The 15,814-nt window shown below is 67.0% G+C and carries 15 protein-coding genes; 8 read left to right on the top strand and 7 right to left on the bottom strand.

The features are described 5' to 3' along the window. The first annotated feature begins 301 nt into the window (after positions 1 to 301). Positions 302 to 916, top strand: a complete 615-nt coding sequence (locus RCP37_RS07505) for a type II toxin-antitoxin system PemK/MazF family toxin (RefSeq protein WP_308486285.1) — start codon at positions 302 to 304, stop codon at positions 914 to 916. Positions 917 to 928: 12 nt separating this feature from the next. Here RCP37_RS07505 and RCP37_RS07500 read toward each other — a convergent pair whose 3' ends face one another. Beyond that, positions 929 to 1,357, bottom strand: coding sequence for a CBS domain-containing protein (locus RCP37_RS07500; protein WP_308486284.1), 429 nt, complete (start codon positions 1,355 to 1,357; stop codon positions 929 to 931). 126 nt (positions 1,358 to 1,483) lie between these two features. On the opposite strand from RCP37_RS07500, the gene RCP37_RS07495 reads away from it, so the two are divergent. Both RCP37_RS07495 and rpsT read left to right on the top strand, forming a co-directional pair. Continuing rightward, positions 1,484 to 2,341, top strand: coding sequence for a ribonuclease Z (locus tag RCP37_RS07495; RefSeq protein WP_308486283.1), 858 nt, complete (start codon positions 1,484 to 1,486; stop codon positions 2,339 to 2,341). Positions 2,342 to 2,441: 100 nt separating this feature from the next. Continuing rightward, positions 2,442 to 2,702 (top strand): 30S ribosomal protein S20, encoded by a 261-nt coding sequence (rpsT, locus tag RCP37_RS07490; protein WP_024440738.1) that lies wholly within the window; start codon positions 2,442 to 2,444, stop codon positions 2,700 to 2,702. A 69-nt stretch (positions 2,703 to 2,771) separates the two neighbouring features. On the opposite strand, the gene holA is transcribed toward rpsT, so the two are convergent. From holA to RCP37_RS07470, 4 genes are all read right to left on the bottom strand, one after another. Continuing rightward, entirely contained in the window at positions 2,772 to 3,734 is a 963-nt protein-coding gene (gene holA, locus RCP37_RS07485) for a DNA polymerase III subunit delta (protein WP_308486282.1), read from the bottom strand. Positions 3,735 to 3,746: 12 nt separating this feature from the next. Next, complete coding sequence (locus tag RCP37_RS07480; protein ID WP_308486981.1) at positions 3,747 to 5,240, bottom strand: ComEC/Rec2 family competence protein; 1,494 nt, start codon at positions 5,238 to 5,240, stop codon at positions 3,747 to 3,749. A 71-nt stretch (positions 5,241 to 5,311) separates the two neighbouring features. Next, positions 5,312 to 6,163: a ComEA family DNA-binding protein gene (locus tag RCP37_RS07475; protein ID WP_308486281.1), complete on the bottom strand. Its 852-nt coding sequence runs from the start codon at positions 6,161 to 6,163 to the stop codon at positions 5,312 to 5,314. 106 nt (positions 6,164 to 6,269) lie between these two features. Beyond that, entirely contained in the window at positions 6,270 to 6,806 is a 537-nt protein-coding gene (locus RCP37_RS07470) for a DUF4352 domain-containing protein (protein ID WP_308486280.1), read from the bottom strand. Positions 6,807 to 6,915: 109 nt separating this feature from the next. Between RCP37_RS07470 and RCP37_RS07465 the strand changes: the two genes are divergently transcribed. Continuing rightward, positions 6,916 to 8,076, top strand: coding sequence for an acyl-CoA dehydrogenase family protein (locus RCP37_RS07465; protein ID WP_308486279.1), 1,161 nt, complete (start codon positions 6,916 to 6,918; stop codon positions 8,074 to 8,076). 14 nt (positions 8,077 to 8,090) lie between these two features. Further along, the gene (locus RCP37_RS07460) at positions 8,091 to 9,200 is read left to right on the top strand and encodes an acyl-CoA dehydrogenase family protein (protein WP_308486278.1); all 1,110 of its coding nucleotides are present in this window, start codon (positions 8,091 to 8,093) and stop codon (positions 9,198 to 9,200) included. 3 nt (positions 9,201 to 9,203) lie between these two features. Here the strand turns inward: RCP37_RS07460 and RCP37_RS07455 are convergent, their stop codons facing one another. Then, positions 9,204 to 10,421 carry an enhanced intracellular survival protein Eis gene (locus tag RCP37_RS07455; protein ID WP_308486277.1) on the bottom strand — a complete coding sequence of 406 codons (1,218 nt, stop codon included), beginning with the start codon at positions 10,419 to 10,421 and terminating at the stop codon, positions 9,204 to 9,206. Between the two features lie 75 nt (positions 10,422 to 10,496). On the opposite strand from RCP37_RS07455, the gene RCP37_RS07450 reads away from it, so the two are divergent. Then, positions 10,497 to 11,549, top strand: coding sequence for an NAD(P)H-dependent amine dehydrogenase family protein (locus RCP37_RS07450; RefSeq protein ID WP_308486276.1), 1,053 nt, complete (start codon positions 10,497 to 10,499; stop codon positions 11,547 to 11,549). A 76-nt stretch (positions 11,550 to 11,625) separates the two neighbouring features. On the opposite strand, the gene RCP37_RS07445 is transcribed toward RCP37_RS07450, so the two are convergent. Beyond that, positions 11,626 to 12,213 (bottom strand): PepSY domain-containing protein, encoded by a 588-nt coding sequence (locus RCP37_RS07445; RefSeq protein WP_308486275.1) that lies wholly within the window; start codon positions 12,211 to 12,213, stop codon positions 11,626 to 11,628. Positions 12,214 to 12,444: 231 nt separating this feature from the next. Between RCP37_RS07445 and RCP37_RS07440 the strand changes: the two genes are divergently transcribed. Next, positions 12,445 to 12,888: an MmpS family transport accessory protein gene (locus tag RCP37_RS07440; protein ID WP_224976068.1), complete on the top strand. Its 444-nt coding sequence runs from the start codon at positions 12,445 to 12,447 to the stop codon at positions 12,886 to 12,888. Then, the gene (locus RCP37_RS07435) at positions 12,885 to 15,803 is read left to right on the top strand and encodes an MMPL/RND family transporter (protein WP_308486274.1); all 2,919 of its coding nucleotides are present in this window, start codon (positions 12,885 to 12,887) and stop codon (positions 15,801 to 15,803) included. The genes RCP37_RS07440 and RCP37_RS07435 overlap by 4 nt, the downstream gene beginning before the upstream one ends. Positions 15,804 to 15,814: the final 11 nt, after the last annotated feature.

The following is a 15,814-nucleotide window of genomic DNA, read 5'->3' as shown; positions in this document are numbered from 1 at the left end:
AAAGCCAAGACCCTCCCCAGACTGCGGTTTTCGGCGACTTCCACCCACCGATTGAAATCTTCCGTCCGGCTGACGCCCCCGATATACCTGCGCCGGCCCGTTGAAAAGAAGCCCCCTGTTAATCAATATTCCCGTACCGTACGCCGATGCCTCTCTGCGGACAACACAAGTGGCGCTTCAGTTTTCGTACAGATTCCTGTGTCTTTTGTTTACGTCCACGTCAAGGAACCGCGGCGGCCATGACGGTGCAGCGGTGGCCCAGAAACCGGTGCCCGAAACGGGTTTCGCCTATGCTGCGAGCATGGCTTCCCCGCGGAAGACCCCATGGGAGTCGGTGCAGCGATTCGCGGTGAACCTGGTGTTCAACGAAGCCCCACGGTTCATCCGCCAACTCGAGCAGGCACCGCAGGTACAGCAGCGCCTCCAGCGCGGCATCGAGCAGGGCATCAAGATCGGATTGGAAATGCTCAGCGGCGCGACATCGGAGGCGGCTACCCAGATCGCCGCCGGCCGTCCCGTGACCGACAGCAGTGTTCCCACCGCGCATCGGGCACGCCGGCTTGTGTACGCCCCTGATCTCAACGGTCGCGCCGACCCGGGCGAGATCGTCTGGACGTGGGTGGCCTACGAGGACGAGCCAGACCGCGGCAAAGATCGGCCGGTATTGGTCGTCGGCCGCGACCGCAACATGCTGCTGGGCCTGATGCTGTCCAGCAGGCAACGACATGCCGAGGACACGAACTGGGTCGGCATCGGCGCGGGCACCTGGGATGACGCTCACCGGATCAGCTGGGTGCGGCTCGACCGAGTGCTCGACGTGCCCGAGGAATCGATCCGGCGCGAAGGCGCCATCCTGGAGCGTTCGGTGTTCGAGGTGGTGGCCGCCCGCCTGCGCAGCGACTACGCGTGGAGCTGACGCTGCGGCCGGCTAGCCCTGGGCGATGTAGTCGCGCAGTTGCTCGTGCTCGGCCTGCAGTTCTTCCATCCGGGACTTGACGATGTCGCCGATGCTGACGATCCCGGCCAATCGGCCGTTTTCCAGCACCGGAATATGACGCGCGCGGTGCTCTGTCATCAACATGCTGACGTCGTCGGCGGAGTCGGTCTTGACGCAGGTCGCCACCAAGCGGGTCATGATGGCCGACACCGGCCGAGCCAGCAGACTGGCGCCGTGGACATGTAGCTGGCGTACCACGTCACGCTCGGAGGCCACTCCCTCCAAGCCCTCACGTCCGATCACCACCATGGCGCCGATGTTGTGCTCGGCCAAGCCCGCCAGCAACTCCATGACCGTGGCATCCGGATGGATGGTCACCACCGCCGCACCCTTGTTCCGCAATACATCCGCGATCCGCATTGAAGCCTCCCGCCGCAGTGATCTGCTTCACACCAGGCTAGGCCATTTCGCCCGGTCGGGGGTGGCGATAACGAAACTCAGCCGATCGCCTAGCGCACGGGCGACATCTGTGGCATATGTGACGTCATGACGATCGAGATCACCCTGCTGGGCACTGGAAGCCCTATCCCCGACCCGAACCGCGCCGGACCGTCGACCCTGATCCGAGCCGGAGGCCAGCAACTGCTGGTCGACTGCGGACGCGGGGTGCTGCAACGTTTGGCAGCGGCGGGCGGCTCGGCCAACACCCTCTCGGCACTGCTGCTCACCCACCTGCACAGCGACCACATCGCCGACCTGGGCGATCTGCTGATCACCAGATGGGTCACCACCTTCACCCCGGATATCCCACCGCTGCCGATCATCGGCCCGCCGGGCACCGCAGAGGTGGTGGAGGCGACCCTGCGCGCCTTTGGTCACGACATCGGCTACCGCATTGCCCACCACGACGATCTGACCGCCCCTCCCCCGGTCGACGTGCAGGAATACACCACCGGCCAGGTCTGGGACCGCGACCGGGTGCGGATCACCGTGGCGCCCACCGACCACCGGCCGGTGACACCGACCATCGGATTCCGGATCGAGCACTCCGACGAAAACGGGACCGCCTCGGTGGTGCTGGCCGGCGACACCGTGCCCTGCGACAGCCTCGACGAGCTGGCGGCCGGAGCCGGTGCGTTGGTGCACACCGTCATCCGCAGCGACCTCATCGAGTTGCTGCCCCAGCAGCGCATCCGCGATATCTGCGACTACCACTCCTCGGTGGCCCAGGCTGCCGCGACCGCCAAGCGCGCCGGGGCGGGCATCCTGGTGCTGACCCACTATGTGCCCGCCATCGCGCCCGGACAGGAAGAGCAGTGGCGGGCGCTGGCCGCCGCGAAATTCGACGGGCCGATCGAACTCGGCGACGACCTGCATCGAGTCGAGGTGACCGCCCGCAGCTGAGGCGAGTTGGGGAGTTACCGAACCAGCTGGTACCCTGAACAGCTGTTGCTCCCGCCTCGGGAGGCAAACCCAACTCAAGCTTTTGCGAAGGAATTACTCCGTGGCCAACATCAAGTCGCAGGTGAAGCGCAACCGGACCAACGAGCAGGCCCGGCTGCGCAACCAGTCGGTGAAGTCGGCGGTGCGCACCGCGATCCGTGCCTTCCGCGAGGCCGCCGCAGCCGGTGACAAGGACAAGGCCGGCGTGCTGCTGGTCTCGACCAGCCGCAAGCTGGACAAGGCCGCCAGCAAGGGCGTCATCCACAAGAACCAGGCCGCCAACAAGAAGTCGGCGCTGGCGAAGGCGCTCAACCAGCTCTGACCTAGCGGACTGCCCGCAAACGTAGGCCCCTGTTTCCACTGGTGAACAGGGGCCTTCGTGTTGCCTGGATCAGCGGTCGGCCAACTCGGCGACCCCGCGGACCGCGGCCTCCAGCGCGTAGTCGGCGTCGGCAGCGGCGCCTTTGACATCGGCGTTGAGGGCGGCCACCAGCCGCACCGCAGCCGCCATCGTCCCCGGCGACCAGAACCGGGCCTGCTTCTGCGCCTTCTGCACCCGCCACGGCGGCATGCCCAATTCACCGGCCAGCCGGTAGGGATCACCGGACTTGGACCGCACCCGGGCGATGGTGTGAATCGCCTCGGCCAGGGCGTCGGCCAGCACCACATGCGGTTCGCCACGAATCATCGCCCAGCGCAGCGCTTCGGTGGCACCGGCGACGTCGCCCACGACCGCCCGATCGGCGACGTCAAACCCTTTCACCTCGGCTTTGCCGCTGTGATAGCGGCGCACCGCGATGGCGTCGACGTGCCCACCGGTGTCCGCGACCAGCTGCGAACAGGCCGCGGCCAGTTCGCGAATGTCAGAGCCCACCGCATCGAGCAGCGCCGTCACGGTGTCGTCGTCGACCCGGACCTTGAGCCCGCGGAACTCGGCCCGCACGAAGTCAGCACGTTCGGAGGCCTTGGTGATGCGGGCACAGGCGTGCACCTCGGCACCGAGTTCCCGCAGCTGCCCGGCCAGCGCCTTGGCCCGCCCCGCACCCGAATGCACCACCACCAGCACGGTGCCCAGCGGGACGTCCTCAGCCGTGGCGGCGATCAGCGCCACCGCCTCCTTGCCGGCTTCGGCTGCGGCCTCGAGCACCACCACCCGCTCGTCTGCGAACAGCGACGGGCTCAGCAGCTCGGCGAGTTCGCCCGCTTCGACCTCACCGGCACGCAACCGGTCCACCGGGATGTCGGTGCTGCCGGCCTGTGCCCGCACTCCGGCGAGTACCTGACCAACCGCCCGATCGACCAGCAGCTCCTCGTCCCCGAGGATCAGGTGCAGGGGCGAAACCGCTTGGCTCACCCGCCAATCGTGTCACGCTGCGCCGACACCCGCCCAGCCGGTCAACACCTGCGCGGCCGACCACGCCAGCAGGCATAGCCCCAGCGCGGCCAGCACCCGGCGGCACCACCGCCACCGCCAACAAATCACTACCAGTACTGCGGCGGCGCCGACCCCGACGACCCCCATGGCGCCGTCCGGCACCGGCACAGCGGCGGCCGGGAGTGCGCCGGCCCAGCGCGCGACGCGGCACACCCACCACAACTCCGGTCCGGTGAAACGGATCAATAAGTAGGCACCCGCGGGCCACCACCCGCACAGCACCGCCGCCGCGCTGCCCAGCACGGTGATCGGCGCGACCAGCGCCGCCACCGCCAGGTTGGCCACCGTACTGACCAGGCTGAGCCGCCCGGAGATGCCGGCGATCAACGGCGCGGTGACCAGGTTGGCCGCCCACGCCACGCAGACCGCGGCGGCCAGCGGCCGAGGCCAGCCTCGCGCCTCCAGCCGGGCCGTCCAGACCGGCGCGATGAGCACCAGCGCCGCGGTGGCCACCACCGAGAGCACGAACCCGACGTCGACCGCCAGGTGCGGGGCCAACGCCAGCAGCACCAACACACTGGCGGCCAGGCTCGGCACCGCCTGACGGCTGCGCGCTGAGAGCACGCCCAACAGCGCGATGGCCCCCATCACCGCCGCCCGCAGCACGCTGGCCGTGGGCTGCACGACGATCACGAACGCGACCAGGGCGCCCCCGGCCAGCACCACGGCAGCCCGCGGCCCGACCAACCGCGCCGAAAACAGCACCGCACCGCAGACGATCGTCACGTTGGCCCCGGAGACCGCCATCAGATGCGTCAGCCCCGCGGCCCGAAAGTCTCGGCCGGTGGCGGCCGTGATCCCCGCAGTGTCGCCGAGCACCAACGCGGGCAACATCCGGGCCTGCTCGTCGGGCAGCACTTGCGTGGCGGCGACCGCGAACCGGGCCCGCACCCGATGTGCCGCCCGCGCGACGGGTCCGGGCTGCCCGCGCACCGGAGCGCCGCTGGCGGTGAGCACCGCCACCGACAGATCCCGCCGGGCCGGGCGGGCGACCTTCGCGCGGAACGCCATCGACTGGCCGACCATCACCTCGCCGAACTCAGCGCTGGAGGCGAATACCAACACCCGGCCCGAGGCGACAACGTCGTCGAGGCGCTGCAAGGTGGCTCGGAACATCAGCCGCCGCGCGCCGGCGGGCAGTGGGCTCTCACTCGGGGTGACCGTCACCGTCGCGGTCGTGCCGCACAGCGCGGCGATCGGGTGGTGCTCGACGGAGGCGGTACGCAGCGCTACAGCCCATCCGAAGCCCGCCCCCGCCATCGATGCCGCGGCAACCGCCGCACCCATCAGCCGCCAACCGGGGCGCCCCCGCCGTCCGGCGTACCACCACAACACCCCGGCAGCCACCGCCAGCAGGGCACACAGCACCGCCAGCAGGCCGCCGATCTGCCACTGGATGCCGGCCGCGGTGACCAGCCAGCCCATCACCGCCGCCGGCACCAGCCGAACGTCGAGGCGGGCCGCCGGCGCCGGTTCGGCCGCTGGCGACGTCACGCTCAGACACGAACCAGGGCACGCAGCTTCTCCAAGCGCGCCGGGCCGATTCCGTCGACGTCGCCGAGCTGATCGACGCGGGTGAACTTCCCGTGGCTGTCGCGCCAGGCCACGATCGCGGCCGCGGTCACCGGCCCCACCCCGGGCAGGGCGTCGAGCTGCTCGACTGTTGCGGTGTTGAGATTCACCGGCTCGCCCGGTTCATGTTTGGGCTCGGGACCGGTTGGGGCGGTGCTGGTGCGGGGCGCTTCCGGCGCCGGCGAGACGGCACCCACCGAACTGCCCAGCACCGGTAGCCCTGCCGGCGGCGCCAGACCGACCACGATCTGTTCGCCATCGACTAAGGGCCGGGCCAGATTCAGTCCGACCGTATCCGCACCGTCGAGGGCCCCGCCGGCCGCGGTCAGCGCATCGGCAATGCGGGATCCGGGCGACAACGTCGCCAGACCCGGCTTGTGCACCAGGCCGACCACGCTGACCACGACCTGCTCGGCCGGCGGCGCCGCAGAGCCGGCGGCCGATTGGTCGGTGCGCGGACTGGCTGTCGAAACCATCTCCACCGGTGGCAGTTTCGCGCTCAGCACTGGCGCAGGCTGATCACGCAGCACGGTGAACACCGTGATGAGCACCGCCACCGCAGCGATGACCGCCAAGGCAACCGCACCGGCCCGGCCCGGGTCGGCCCGCACTTTGGCAAGCCAGCCCGCCTCGGCTGCACCGTCAGGAAGCCAACGCGGCAGCAACGAATTCGGGTCATCCTCGTCGTCAGTGTCGGAGGTGTGCTCGCCACGGTCGGGGTCCGGGAGCAGGCCGAGTCGACGCTGCAGCCGCTCGCCGGGTGGTTCTGGTGCCATGCGCCGACGGTAGGTGCCGGCACTGTCAGTCCGGTTCGCTCAGCGCACGATCCTGGCTGGTCTGTGGATCAACCGCGGACTGTGCGCAACCTGCTGCGGCGCTGCGTTAGGGGTTCAGCCACTCCCCGACGTCTTGCGAGATGCCCGACGACGGGGCATAGCGGACCTTCGCCGCTGTCACCCCGGTGGGCAGCGCGAAGACGACGCAGCCGGTGTTCGACGATCCGGCGGCGATCAGGAACCAGCCGTAGGCGAAGTCCTTGCACTCGTTCACGGTGGCGAAATCGGCCGGGTAGTTCTGGTCGTCCGAACCCACCACCGTGACGTCGCTGTTGCTGTTGCCGACGATCGTCGTGGTTCCGGCGTTCTCGATCCGCAGCTTGGTCGCAAGGTAGGTCTTGCCCGCCGTGCCCCAGCCGTTCGGGACGGTCGCCGGTGCGATGACCTCCGTCAACGTCACGGCGATCTTCTGCCCGCCGATGCGCATCAGGTCCAGCGTCTGACCGATGTGCGCGGCCGGTCGCGGGGCCGGTGTTTGCCGGGCCCCCGGCGATGAGTCCGACTCGGCCTTCTCCGCCGTCTCCGCCGAGCACGACACGAGAGACAAAACCAGGGCACAGAGCGCGACGACCCACCGTCTCATGAGGTCCAGCGTACAAAAGCGCACGGTAAGCCCTCCCCCGAACGGCCGCAGAAGTGACGATTAGGGTGCATACCAACCGTGAGTTCACCCAACCAACCGGGAGGTCGACGTGAGACTGGCACTGAGCGCGGAGGAGGCAGCGTTCCGCGACGAGATGCGGACCTTCTTCACCACCGAGATCCCGGCTGACATTCGCGAACGCAGCCGGTTGGGTCATTCGAACTTTCCCGAGGACATCGTCACGACCCAGCGCATCCTCAACGCCAACGGCCTGGCGGTACCGAACTGGCCGGTCGAGTGGGGTGGCAAGGACTGGACGCTGACCCAGCACCAGATCTGGCACGACGAGATGCAGCTGGCCTCGGTGCCCGAACCGCTGACCTTCAACGCCAAGATGGTCGGCCCGGTGATCGCCGAATTCGGTTCCCAGGCGATCAAGGAACGCTTCCTGCCCGCCACCGCCAACCTGGACATCTGGTGGTGCCAGGGCTTTTCTGAGCCCGAAGCCGGCTCCGACCTGGCGAGCCTGCGCACCACCGCGGTGCGCGACGGTGACAGCTACATCGTCAACGGGCAGAAGACCTGGACCACGCTGGGCCAGTACGCGGACTGGATCTTCTGCCTGGTGCGCACCGACCCGCAGGCCCCCAAGAAGCAGGCCGGCATCTCCTTCCTGCTGTTCCGCGTCGACACACCGGGTGTCACCATGCGGCCGATCAAGCTGATCGACGGCGGCTACGAGGTCAACGAAGTGTTCTTCTCCGACGTGCGGGTGCCCGCCGATCAGCTGGTCGGTGAGGAGAACCACGGCTGGACTTACGCGAAGTTCCTGCTGGGCAACGAGCGCACCGGCATCGCCGGGGTGACCCGTACCAAGGTGCGTGTCGCCGAACTCAAGCAGCGCGCCAAGGCGTTGGGGGCCCTCGACGATCCGTTGTTCGCCGCCCGGGTCGCCGAACTCGAGAACGATCTGCTGGCACTCGAGCTCACCCAGATGCGGGTGTCGAGCGACTCCGCCGACGGCAAGCCGAACCCGGCGTCGTCGGTGCTCAAGCTGCAGGGCAGCCAGCTGCAGCAGGCCGCCACCGAGCTGTTTGTGGAGCTGGCCGGTCCCGATGTTCTGCCCTTCGAGGCAGGCGACGGCATCGCAACGCCCTCCTGGGCGCAGGACGCGGCGCCGACATATCTGAACTACCGCAAGACCTCGATCTACGGCGGCAGCAACGAGGTACAGCGCACCATCATCGCGTCGACCATTCTCGGCCTTTAGGAGGTATGACAGCTATGGACTTCCAACTCAGTGACGAGCAGGTTCTGCTGCGCGACACCACCCGTTCGATGTTGTCGGGCTATGACACCGAGACCCGCAACAAGGTCATCGAGACCGACCCCGGATTCAACCCCGAGGTGTGGAAGCAGCTGGCGGACATCGGGATTCTCGGTCTGGGTTTCGACCCGCAGGAATCCGGCCCGCTGGAGATCATGGTGGTGCTCACCGAGATCGGCCGGCGGGTGGCGCCGGAACCCGTGGTACACGGAGCACTCGGGCCGGGCGCGCTGATCGCCGAGCGCGGCACCGCCGAGCAGCGCGCGCTGCTCGACACCGTCGCCGAGGGCGAGCGGATTCTGGCGTTCGCCCACACCGAGCCGGGTATGCGGGGAACCGCAGGCAAGGTGGCCACCACGGCTGTGCCGCAAGGCGATTCGTGGCAGCTGAGCGGACGTAAGAACCCGGTGCTGACCGGGGATCGCGCCGACACATTCGTCGTCAGCGCTGCGTTGCCCGACGGCGGAACCGGGCTGTTCCTGGTCGAGGCGAGCGCCGACGGCGTTACCCGTGCGCCCTACCGGACCTTCGACGGTCAGCGCGGGGCCCAGGTCGACTTCGCCGATGCCCCGGCCACCGCGCTGGGTGAGGCGACCGACGCCTCGGCCGCCATCGAGCGTGCCGTCATCCGCATCTCCTCGGCACTGTGCGCCGAGGCTGTCGGCGCGATGGAAGAGGCTCTGCGGCTGACCACCGATTACCTCAAGACGCGCAAGCAGTTCGGGGTCACGCTGAACACCTTCCAGACCCTGACCCAGCGCGCCGCCGACATGTACGTGTCGCTGGAGTTGGCCCGCAGCATGAGCATGTACGCGGCGATGTCGCTCGCCGACGGCAACTACGACCCGGTGATCGCGGCGCGCGCCAAGCTGCAGGTCGGCCGGTCCGGGCGCCACATCGCTCAGGAGGCCATCCAGCTGCACGGCGGGATCGGCGTGACCTGGGAGTACCCGGTCGGCCACCTTGCGGCCCGCCTCACCGCGATCGATCACACCCTGGGATCGTCGCAAGATCAGCTGCACGTGCTCATCGACAACCTGAGCAGCTACGACCTGGCCAAGCTGTAACAGCTAGAAGCCGAAGCCGATCTGGGCGGCGACGTCGTGGGCGAACGCCGCATCCAGTCGACGCACCAGGGCGTCGTCGCGACACCGCAGCCTGCCGGCTCGGGCGAGCGATGACGCCCGGTGTGCGCCGAAGTACAGGCTGCCCAGCACATCCAAGTCCAGCTCCACCTCGGCGTCCGCCTCGGTCGGGGCGCACTCGGCGACGCCGTCGCGGATTGTGAGCGTGAATCGCCCACCGTCGCTGCGGAATCCGTCACACACCGCCACGACGACGGACAGCTCGGGCACGTCCACGGTGTAGCGGCGGGCCATCAGCACAGCGGGGATATCCATCATCCGCAGCCACAGACCGTCCGAACGCCCGGTGGTGGTAGCCAGCCGGGTATCGGTCAGCAGGTAAGGCATCGAATCGTCCGGGTGAGTCTCGACGACGATCTTTCCCATCAGGTCCAACCCGAGCAGCGCCCGCCACAGCGCTGCGTGCGCCTCCGGGGTTACGGCCCGAAACTCCTCGACTCGCACCGTCTTTGGCTCGCCGGCGTGCACGCGGTAGAGCACGTAGCCATCGGGATGCAGCATCGCGAGCCATTCGGTGCCGCCCTCGCGGGTGTTCTCCCGATCGGCGAGCAGGTCGTCCCAGAGCACCAACGGGCGCGCCAAGCCGCCCGGGACACGCTGGCGCCAACGCTGGTAGATCTCCGCGAACTCGTCACGGCTGTCGGCCGCTTTGACCAGCCGTACTCCGCCGGGGTCCGGTGCGTCGGGGTGCAACTGGGCGAACCGCCGGTCGATGGTCAGCTCGTGGTCCACCGTCGCCGGGCCGTAACCGAACCGCCCGTAGATTCCGCCCTCGCTGGCGGTCAGTGCCGCGATCGAATAACCCGAATCAGCAATGCGCCGATGCAATTCGGTGTACATCATCCGGAGCACACCGCGTCGGCGGTGGGTCGGAGCCACCACGACGAAGCTGATCCCGGCCACTGGCAGCACCGTCCCGCCGGGCACGGTCAACTCCAGGTCCAAGTAGCCGGACATTCCGACCACGGCTTCACCGTCGAAGACCACGATGGCGCTCTCGGGCGTGGTCAGGGTTCGCCAGGCGGCCATTGATTCGGCGTCCCAATCCTCGCCGAATCCGGTGGCCCCCAGCACCGCCATCGCGGCCCAATCGTCCTCGGTGGCGGTCCGCAGGGTCAGGGTTTGGGTTAGGGTGCCGGTCACGCCGATCGAGGCTGCCACAAACGCGCGGGGACCGCACCCCAATAATGTGGGATACACCCGTCACCGAGGAGCATGATGCCCGTTTCCCCCCGCCCACTTCGCGTCATCCAATGGACTACCGGAAACATCGGGCAGCGCTCGCTGCACGCCATCATCGGCCGGCCCGACATGGAGCTCGTCGGGGTCTACGCCCACGGCAAGGACAAGGTCGGGGTGGACGCCGCCGAGTTGGCCGGCTGGCCGGAACCGACCGGGGTCACCGCCACCAATGACATCGACGCCCTGATCGCGCTGAAGCCGGACGCGTGCTGTTACAACCCGCTGTGGCCCAGCATCGATGAGTTGGTGCGACTGTTGGAGGCCGGGGTGAACGTGTGCTCGACGGCGGCCTGGATCACCGGCGGCAAGCAGAGCGCCGACGACCGCAAGCGCATCGAGGATGCCTGCCGGGCCGGGAACTCCACCATGTTCGGCAGCGGCGCGCACCCCGGCCTGACCAACATGGTCGGCATGGTGCTGTCCGGCGCGTGCGAGCGGGTCGACGAGATCCGGATCACCGAGTCGGTGGACTGCTCGACGTACGAGTCGGCGGCCACCATGGCAGCGATGGGCTTCGCCCAAGACCCCGACACCCCCGGACTGGCCGAAAGCGTCCGCCGGGAGAGCGAGGTCTTTGCCGAGTCCGCGGCGATGATGGCCGATGCGATCGGCGCACAGTTGGACCGCATCACCTTCGACGTGCAGTTCACTGCCGCGACCGGCGACAGCGACCTGGGCTTCATGAAGATCCCGGCCGGCACGGTAGGCAGTGTCTTCGGCTACCACCGCGGCTGGGTCGGGACGCGCAACGTGGTCAGCGTCGGCTTCAACTGGATCATGGGCGACCAGGTCACCCCGCCCAAGCCAGTGGCGCACGGCCACGTCATCCAGGTTTTCGGGCTGCCCAATATGCGCACCGTCATCAACTGCCTGCCGCCGAAGGACTGGAACGAGCCTAACTTCAACGGTCTGGGCTCGATCTACACGGCGATGCCGGTGACCAACGCGGTACCGGCGGTGGTCGCGGCCGAGCCGGGCATCGTCACGCTGGCCGAGCTGCCACCGATCACGGGCCGGACCGGCGGTTAGCGAGGCTCGACGCAGGAGAGGCGAAGCTGGACCGCCGAATCAGACCCGGCGTGCTCTGAGCGGCCGGACCGCCGAATCAGACCTGCCGGTTGGCGGTGACCGCCCCCGTCGCCGCGTCGACGGTGACGTCACGCTCGGCCAGTTTGTCGTCCCACACGTCGGCCTCCCAGACGACCGTGCCATTCATGTCGAGCAGGCTCAGCTCGGTGATCGAACTGTTGGGCACTGCCCGCAGGACGCGCTCAACGGCGCTGCGGTAGTCCAGATGGGTGCCGTCCACATTGGCGCGCCGCTTGGCCTTGTCGGCGTCGCTGTCGTCGGTCGCGGAGGGGCCGACCAGCACGGACACCCCGTCAGAGGCGATCTTGACCTGGTGTTCGGTGCCGTCGCGAGTGACCACCATGGCTTTCCAGGTACCGGCGTCGCTGGTCTGACTCTCGATGAAGATCAACACGCTGTCGGGCACCTGCGCGACCGCCAGGTCACCGGCGCGAAGCAGAGTGAGCGGATCGGGCGGTGCGTCGGGGCGAGTCCACGACGCCCCAGGGGCCGACGACTCCTGCGAGGACGCGCCCGACGCGCCTTTGCCGCTGCACCCGGCCAGCGCCAACGCTGCCACGATGACCACCGCACCGAATCGGACGACTTTTCCCAGAGCGTGCATCAGCGGCCATGCTACTGAAGTCGCGGCGTTGGCGCTGAACTCGAGTCGAGACAATCAGTCCCCGTACACCAAACCGCACCCAGACAACAGATCTTGCATTCCTTAGCCAGGCGAAGGTTATGCTGCTCAGGGGCGCGATTCGCGGAACCATCGATGCTTCCGACGAAGCCGGAGAGCAGACCGTCCAGCGCCGACGTTCAACCGCACTATCAACAGGCGGAAGGCGGTGAGATGGGGAGAATCTCGGTCGCCGGCATACTCAAACGGCATTGGATTCCGCTGGTCTTCATCGTGGTCATCGCGATCTCGAGTGTGATCGTCACCCGGCTGCACAAGGTGTTCGCCTCCGAAGACCTCAATCCGCACGCCGGCGCCGGTATCGAAATCGTCCAGTTCAACCCGAAATCGGTCGCCTACGAGGCCTTCGGGCCGCCGGGCACCACCGCCGACATCAACTATTGGGACGCCGAGGCCAACGTCCATCAGCTCACAGGCGTGCCGCTGCCGTGGACCTACACGGTGGTCACCGTGCTGCCGGCCGTCATGGCCAACATGATCGTTCAGGGCAACACCGGTGAGATCGGCTGCCGAATCAAGATCGACGACCGGCTGCTCGACGAACGCCGTGCCACCGGCCTCAACGCCCAGACCTTCTGCCTGGTGAAGTCCGGATGATCAAGCGGATCAAGGAGCAGCTGGACAGCGGTCAGGATCCACACGTCAAGCGGCCATTCTTCGCGCACATGCTGCGTATCTTCGCGGTGCCGATCATCATCGTCTGGATCGTGTTCACGGTGCTGGTGAATGTCCTTGTCCCCCAGCTGGAAGTCATCTCCGAGGAGCACTCCGCGCCGCTGGCGCCCGTCGATGCGCCGTCGATGATCGCCAGCCAGCTGGTGGGCGAGAACTTTCGGGAATACAAGTCCAACAGCACCGTGATGATGGTGGTGGTCGGCGAGGAAGAACTCGGCGAAGCCGCCCACCATTACTACGACGAAATCGTCGCGAAGCTGGTCGCCGACACAGACCATGTCGAGCACGCCCAAGACTTCTGGCGTGACCGGCTGACCGCGGCGGGTGTGCAGAGCTCCGACGCCAAAGCCGCCTACATCATGCTCAACCTGGTAGGCAACCAGGGCATGACCGAGGCCAACGACTCGGTTGTCGCAGTCCGCCAGGCCATCGATGACACGCCCGCGCCGCCCGGAGTCCAGGCTTATGTCGCGGGGCCGGCCGCGCTGACCGCTGATCTACGCGAGATCGGCGACTCCAGTCTGGTCAAGATCACGCTGTTCACCATCGCCGCGATCGCGATCATGCTGCTGATCGTCTTCAGGTCGGTGTCGGCAATGTTGACCCAGCTGTTTCTGACCCTGCTCGAGCTGATCTGCGCCCGCGGCGTCGTCGCGGTCCTGGGCTTCAACAACGTCATGGGCCTGACCACGTTCGCGGTCAACATCATGGTGATGCTCGCGATCGCCGCGGGCACGGACTACGGCATCTTTCTCATCGGCCGGTACCGGGAAGCCCGGTTGGTCGGCGAGGACCGGGTCAACGCGTACTACACCACTGTTCGCAGCGTCACCCCGGTGGTGCTGGGTTCGGGTCTGACCATCGCCGGGGCGTCGGCGATGTTGTACTTCACCCGCTTGCCCTACTTCCACACCATGGGCATTCCGGTCTCCGTGGGCATGCTCGTGGTGGTCGGCGCCGCGCTCACCCTGGGACCGGCCATGCTGGTGGTGGTCACCAGCTTCGGTCTGCTCGAACCCAAAAAGGCTAAGCCGGGCGGGTTCTGGCGCCGGGCCGGTGTGTCGGTGGTGCGCTGGCCCGGGCCGATCGCCGTGGCCAGCCTGGCCATCATCATGATCGGTCTGGTCGCCCTGCCGGGGTTCAAACCGGGTTACGACGACCGCAAGTATCTGCCACAGGAAACCCCGGTCAACGTGGCGTACGCCGCGGCGGAGAAACATTTCTCGGCGGCCCGGATGGCGCCAGACATCACCATGGTCGAATCCGACCACGATATGCGCAATCCCGCCGACATGCTGGTGCTGGACCGAGTCGCCAAGAACATCATGCGGGTCGTCGGGATCGCGATGATCCAGGACATCACCCGTCCGCTGGGAATTCCGCTGCAGCACAGCTCGATACCGTTCCAACTCAGCGTCTCCAACCAGCTGATGATTCAGAACATGAAGTCGCTCAAGGACCGGATCAAGGACATCGACACCATCTCGCAGCAACTCGACAAGGACATCGAGTTGCTGATCCAGATGTACGGATACCTCCAGGAGGTCGACCGGACGTTCGACGACACGGCCGAGGTCACCCGAAACACCGTGGACGTCTCCGACCGGATCCGCGACCACCTCGCCGAATTCGACGATCAGTTCCGCCCGCTGCGCAGCTACTTTTACTGGGAACCGCACTGCTTCGACATCCCGATGTGCAACGCGCTGCGCAACACCTTCGACGCCACCGATGGCATCGACCAACTCGCCGAGCAGCTGCACTACCTGTCCGACGACATCACCAAGACAGCGCGCCTGCTGCCGCAGGCGGTCGAACTGCTGCCGGCCGTGGTCGACACCATGCGAATCATGCGCGGGCTGGTGCTGACGGTGCACTCCACGTTCTCGGCGTTCATCGATCAGATGGAGGACATGAGCAACACCCAGATCATGATGGGCCAAAGCTTCGACGACTCCAAGAACGACGACTACTTCTATCTACCCGCAGAAGCGTTCGACAACAAAGACTTCCAAACCGGTCTTCGGCTGTTCATGTCACCGGACGGCAAATCGGCGCGGTTCTTCGTCACGCACCAGACCTATCCGGCGACCGCGGAAGGAATCAAACGCGTTGAGCCGGAGCGGATCGCGGCGCAGGAGGCCCTGAAACAATCGTCATTGGCGGACGCCAAGGTCTACATCGGCGGCATGGCCGCTCTCTACGAAGACATGCAGAATGGCGCCAAGTACGACCTGATGATCGCGATCGTGGCGTCGCTGACGTTGATCTTCTTGATCATGATGATGATCACCCGAAGCCTGGTGGCCGCAGCGGTCATCCTCGGCACCGCATCCAGTTCTATCGCCGCCTCGTTCGGCATCTCGGTGTTGATCTGGCAGCATATTTTCGGCCAGCACATCTATTGGGTGACGCTGGTGCTGGCGGTGATCGTGTTGCTGGCCGTCGGCTCGGACTACAACCTGTTGCTGGTCTCCCGTTTCGAGGAGGAGATACACGCCGGGCTCAAGACCGGCTATATCCGGGCGATGGCGGGCAGCGGCGGCGTGGTGACCTCGGCCGGCATGGTGTTCGCCGCCACCATGGGCATCATGTTCTTCAGCGATCTCAAGGCCATCGGTATGTATGGCACCACCGTGGCAATCGGGCTGCTGCTGGACACCTTCGTGGTCCGAGCGTTCTTCATGCCGTCGATCGCGACGTTGTTGGGTAAGTGGTTCTGGTGGCCGCAGGTGGTCCGGCCGTGGGGTCCCAACAAGAACATTCGCGGGATCGCAGCACACACGCCGCATGAAGAGTCCACCGACACCGACAGATTCGCAGCCCCCACGCAGTAGGCAACGCCGGC

Origin of the sequence: Mycolicibacter sp. MU0102 (assembly GCF_963378105.1) — a bacterium.
In the GTDB taxonomy this organism is placed as follows: domain Bacteria; phylum Actinomycetota; class Actinomycetes; order Mycobacteriales; family Mycobacteriaceae; genus Mycobacterium; species Mycobacterium holstebronense.
The sequence above is the reverse complement of the archived record's forward strand: the minus strand, read 5'-3'. Positions and strand labels throughout refer to the sequence as shown.

Bases quoted from the DNA above. Each gene is read 5' to 3' on its own strand.
- RCP37_RS07505 (WP_308486285.1), top strand. From the start codon at position 302: ATGGCTTCCCCGCGGAAGACCCCATGGGAGTCGGTGCAGCGATTCGCG.
- RCP37_RS07500 (WP_308486284.1), bottom strand. From the start codon at position 1,357: ATGCGGATCGCGGATGTATTGCGGAACAAGGGTGCGGCGGTGGTGACC.
- RCP37_RS07495 (WP_308486283.1), top strand. From the start codon at position 1,484: ATGACGATCGAGATCACCCTGCTGGGCACTGGAAGCCCTATCCCCGAC.
- RCP37_RS07480 (WP_308486981.1), bottom strand. From the start codon at position 5,240: ATGGGCTGGCTGGTCACCGCGGCCGGCATCCAGTGGCAGATCGGCGGC.
- RCP37_RS07475 (WP_308486281.1), bottom strand. From the start codon at position 6,163: ATGGCACCAGAACCACCCGGCGAGCGGCTGCAGCGTCGACTCGGCCTG.
- RCP37_RS07470 (WP_308486280.1), bottom strand. From the start codon at position 6,806: ATGAGACGGTGGGTCGTCGCGCTCTGTGCCCTGGTTTTGTCTCTCGTG.
- RCP37_RS07460 (WP_308486278.1), top strand. From the start codon at position 8,091: ATGGACTTCCAACTCAGTGACGAGCAGGTTCTGCTGCGCGACACCACC.
- RCP37_RS07450 (WP_308486276.1), top strand. From the start codon at position 10,497: ATGCCCGTTTCCCCCCGCCCACTTCGCGTCATCCAATGGACTACCGGA.
- RCP37_RS07445 (WP_308486275.1), bottom strand. From the start codon at position 12,213: ATGCACGCTCTGGGAAAAGTCGTCCGATTCGGTGCGGTGGTCATCGTG.
- RCP37_RS07440 (WP_224976068.1), top strand. From the start codon at position 12,445: ATGGGGAGAATCTCGGTCGCCGGCATACTCAAACGGCATTGGATTCCG.
- RCP37_RS07435 (WP_308486274.1), top strand. From the start codon at position 12,885: ATGATCAAGCGGATCAAGGAGCAGCTGGACAGCGGTCAGGATCCACAC.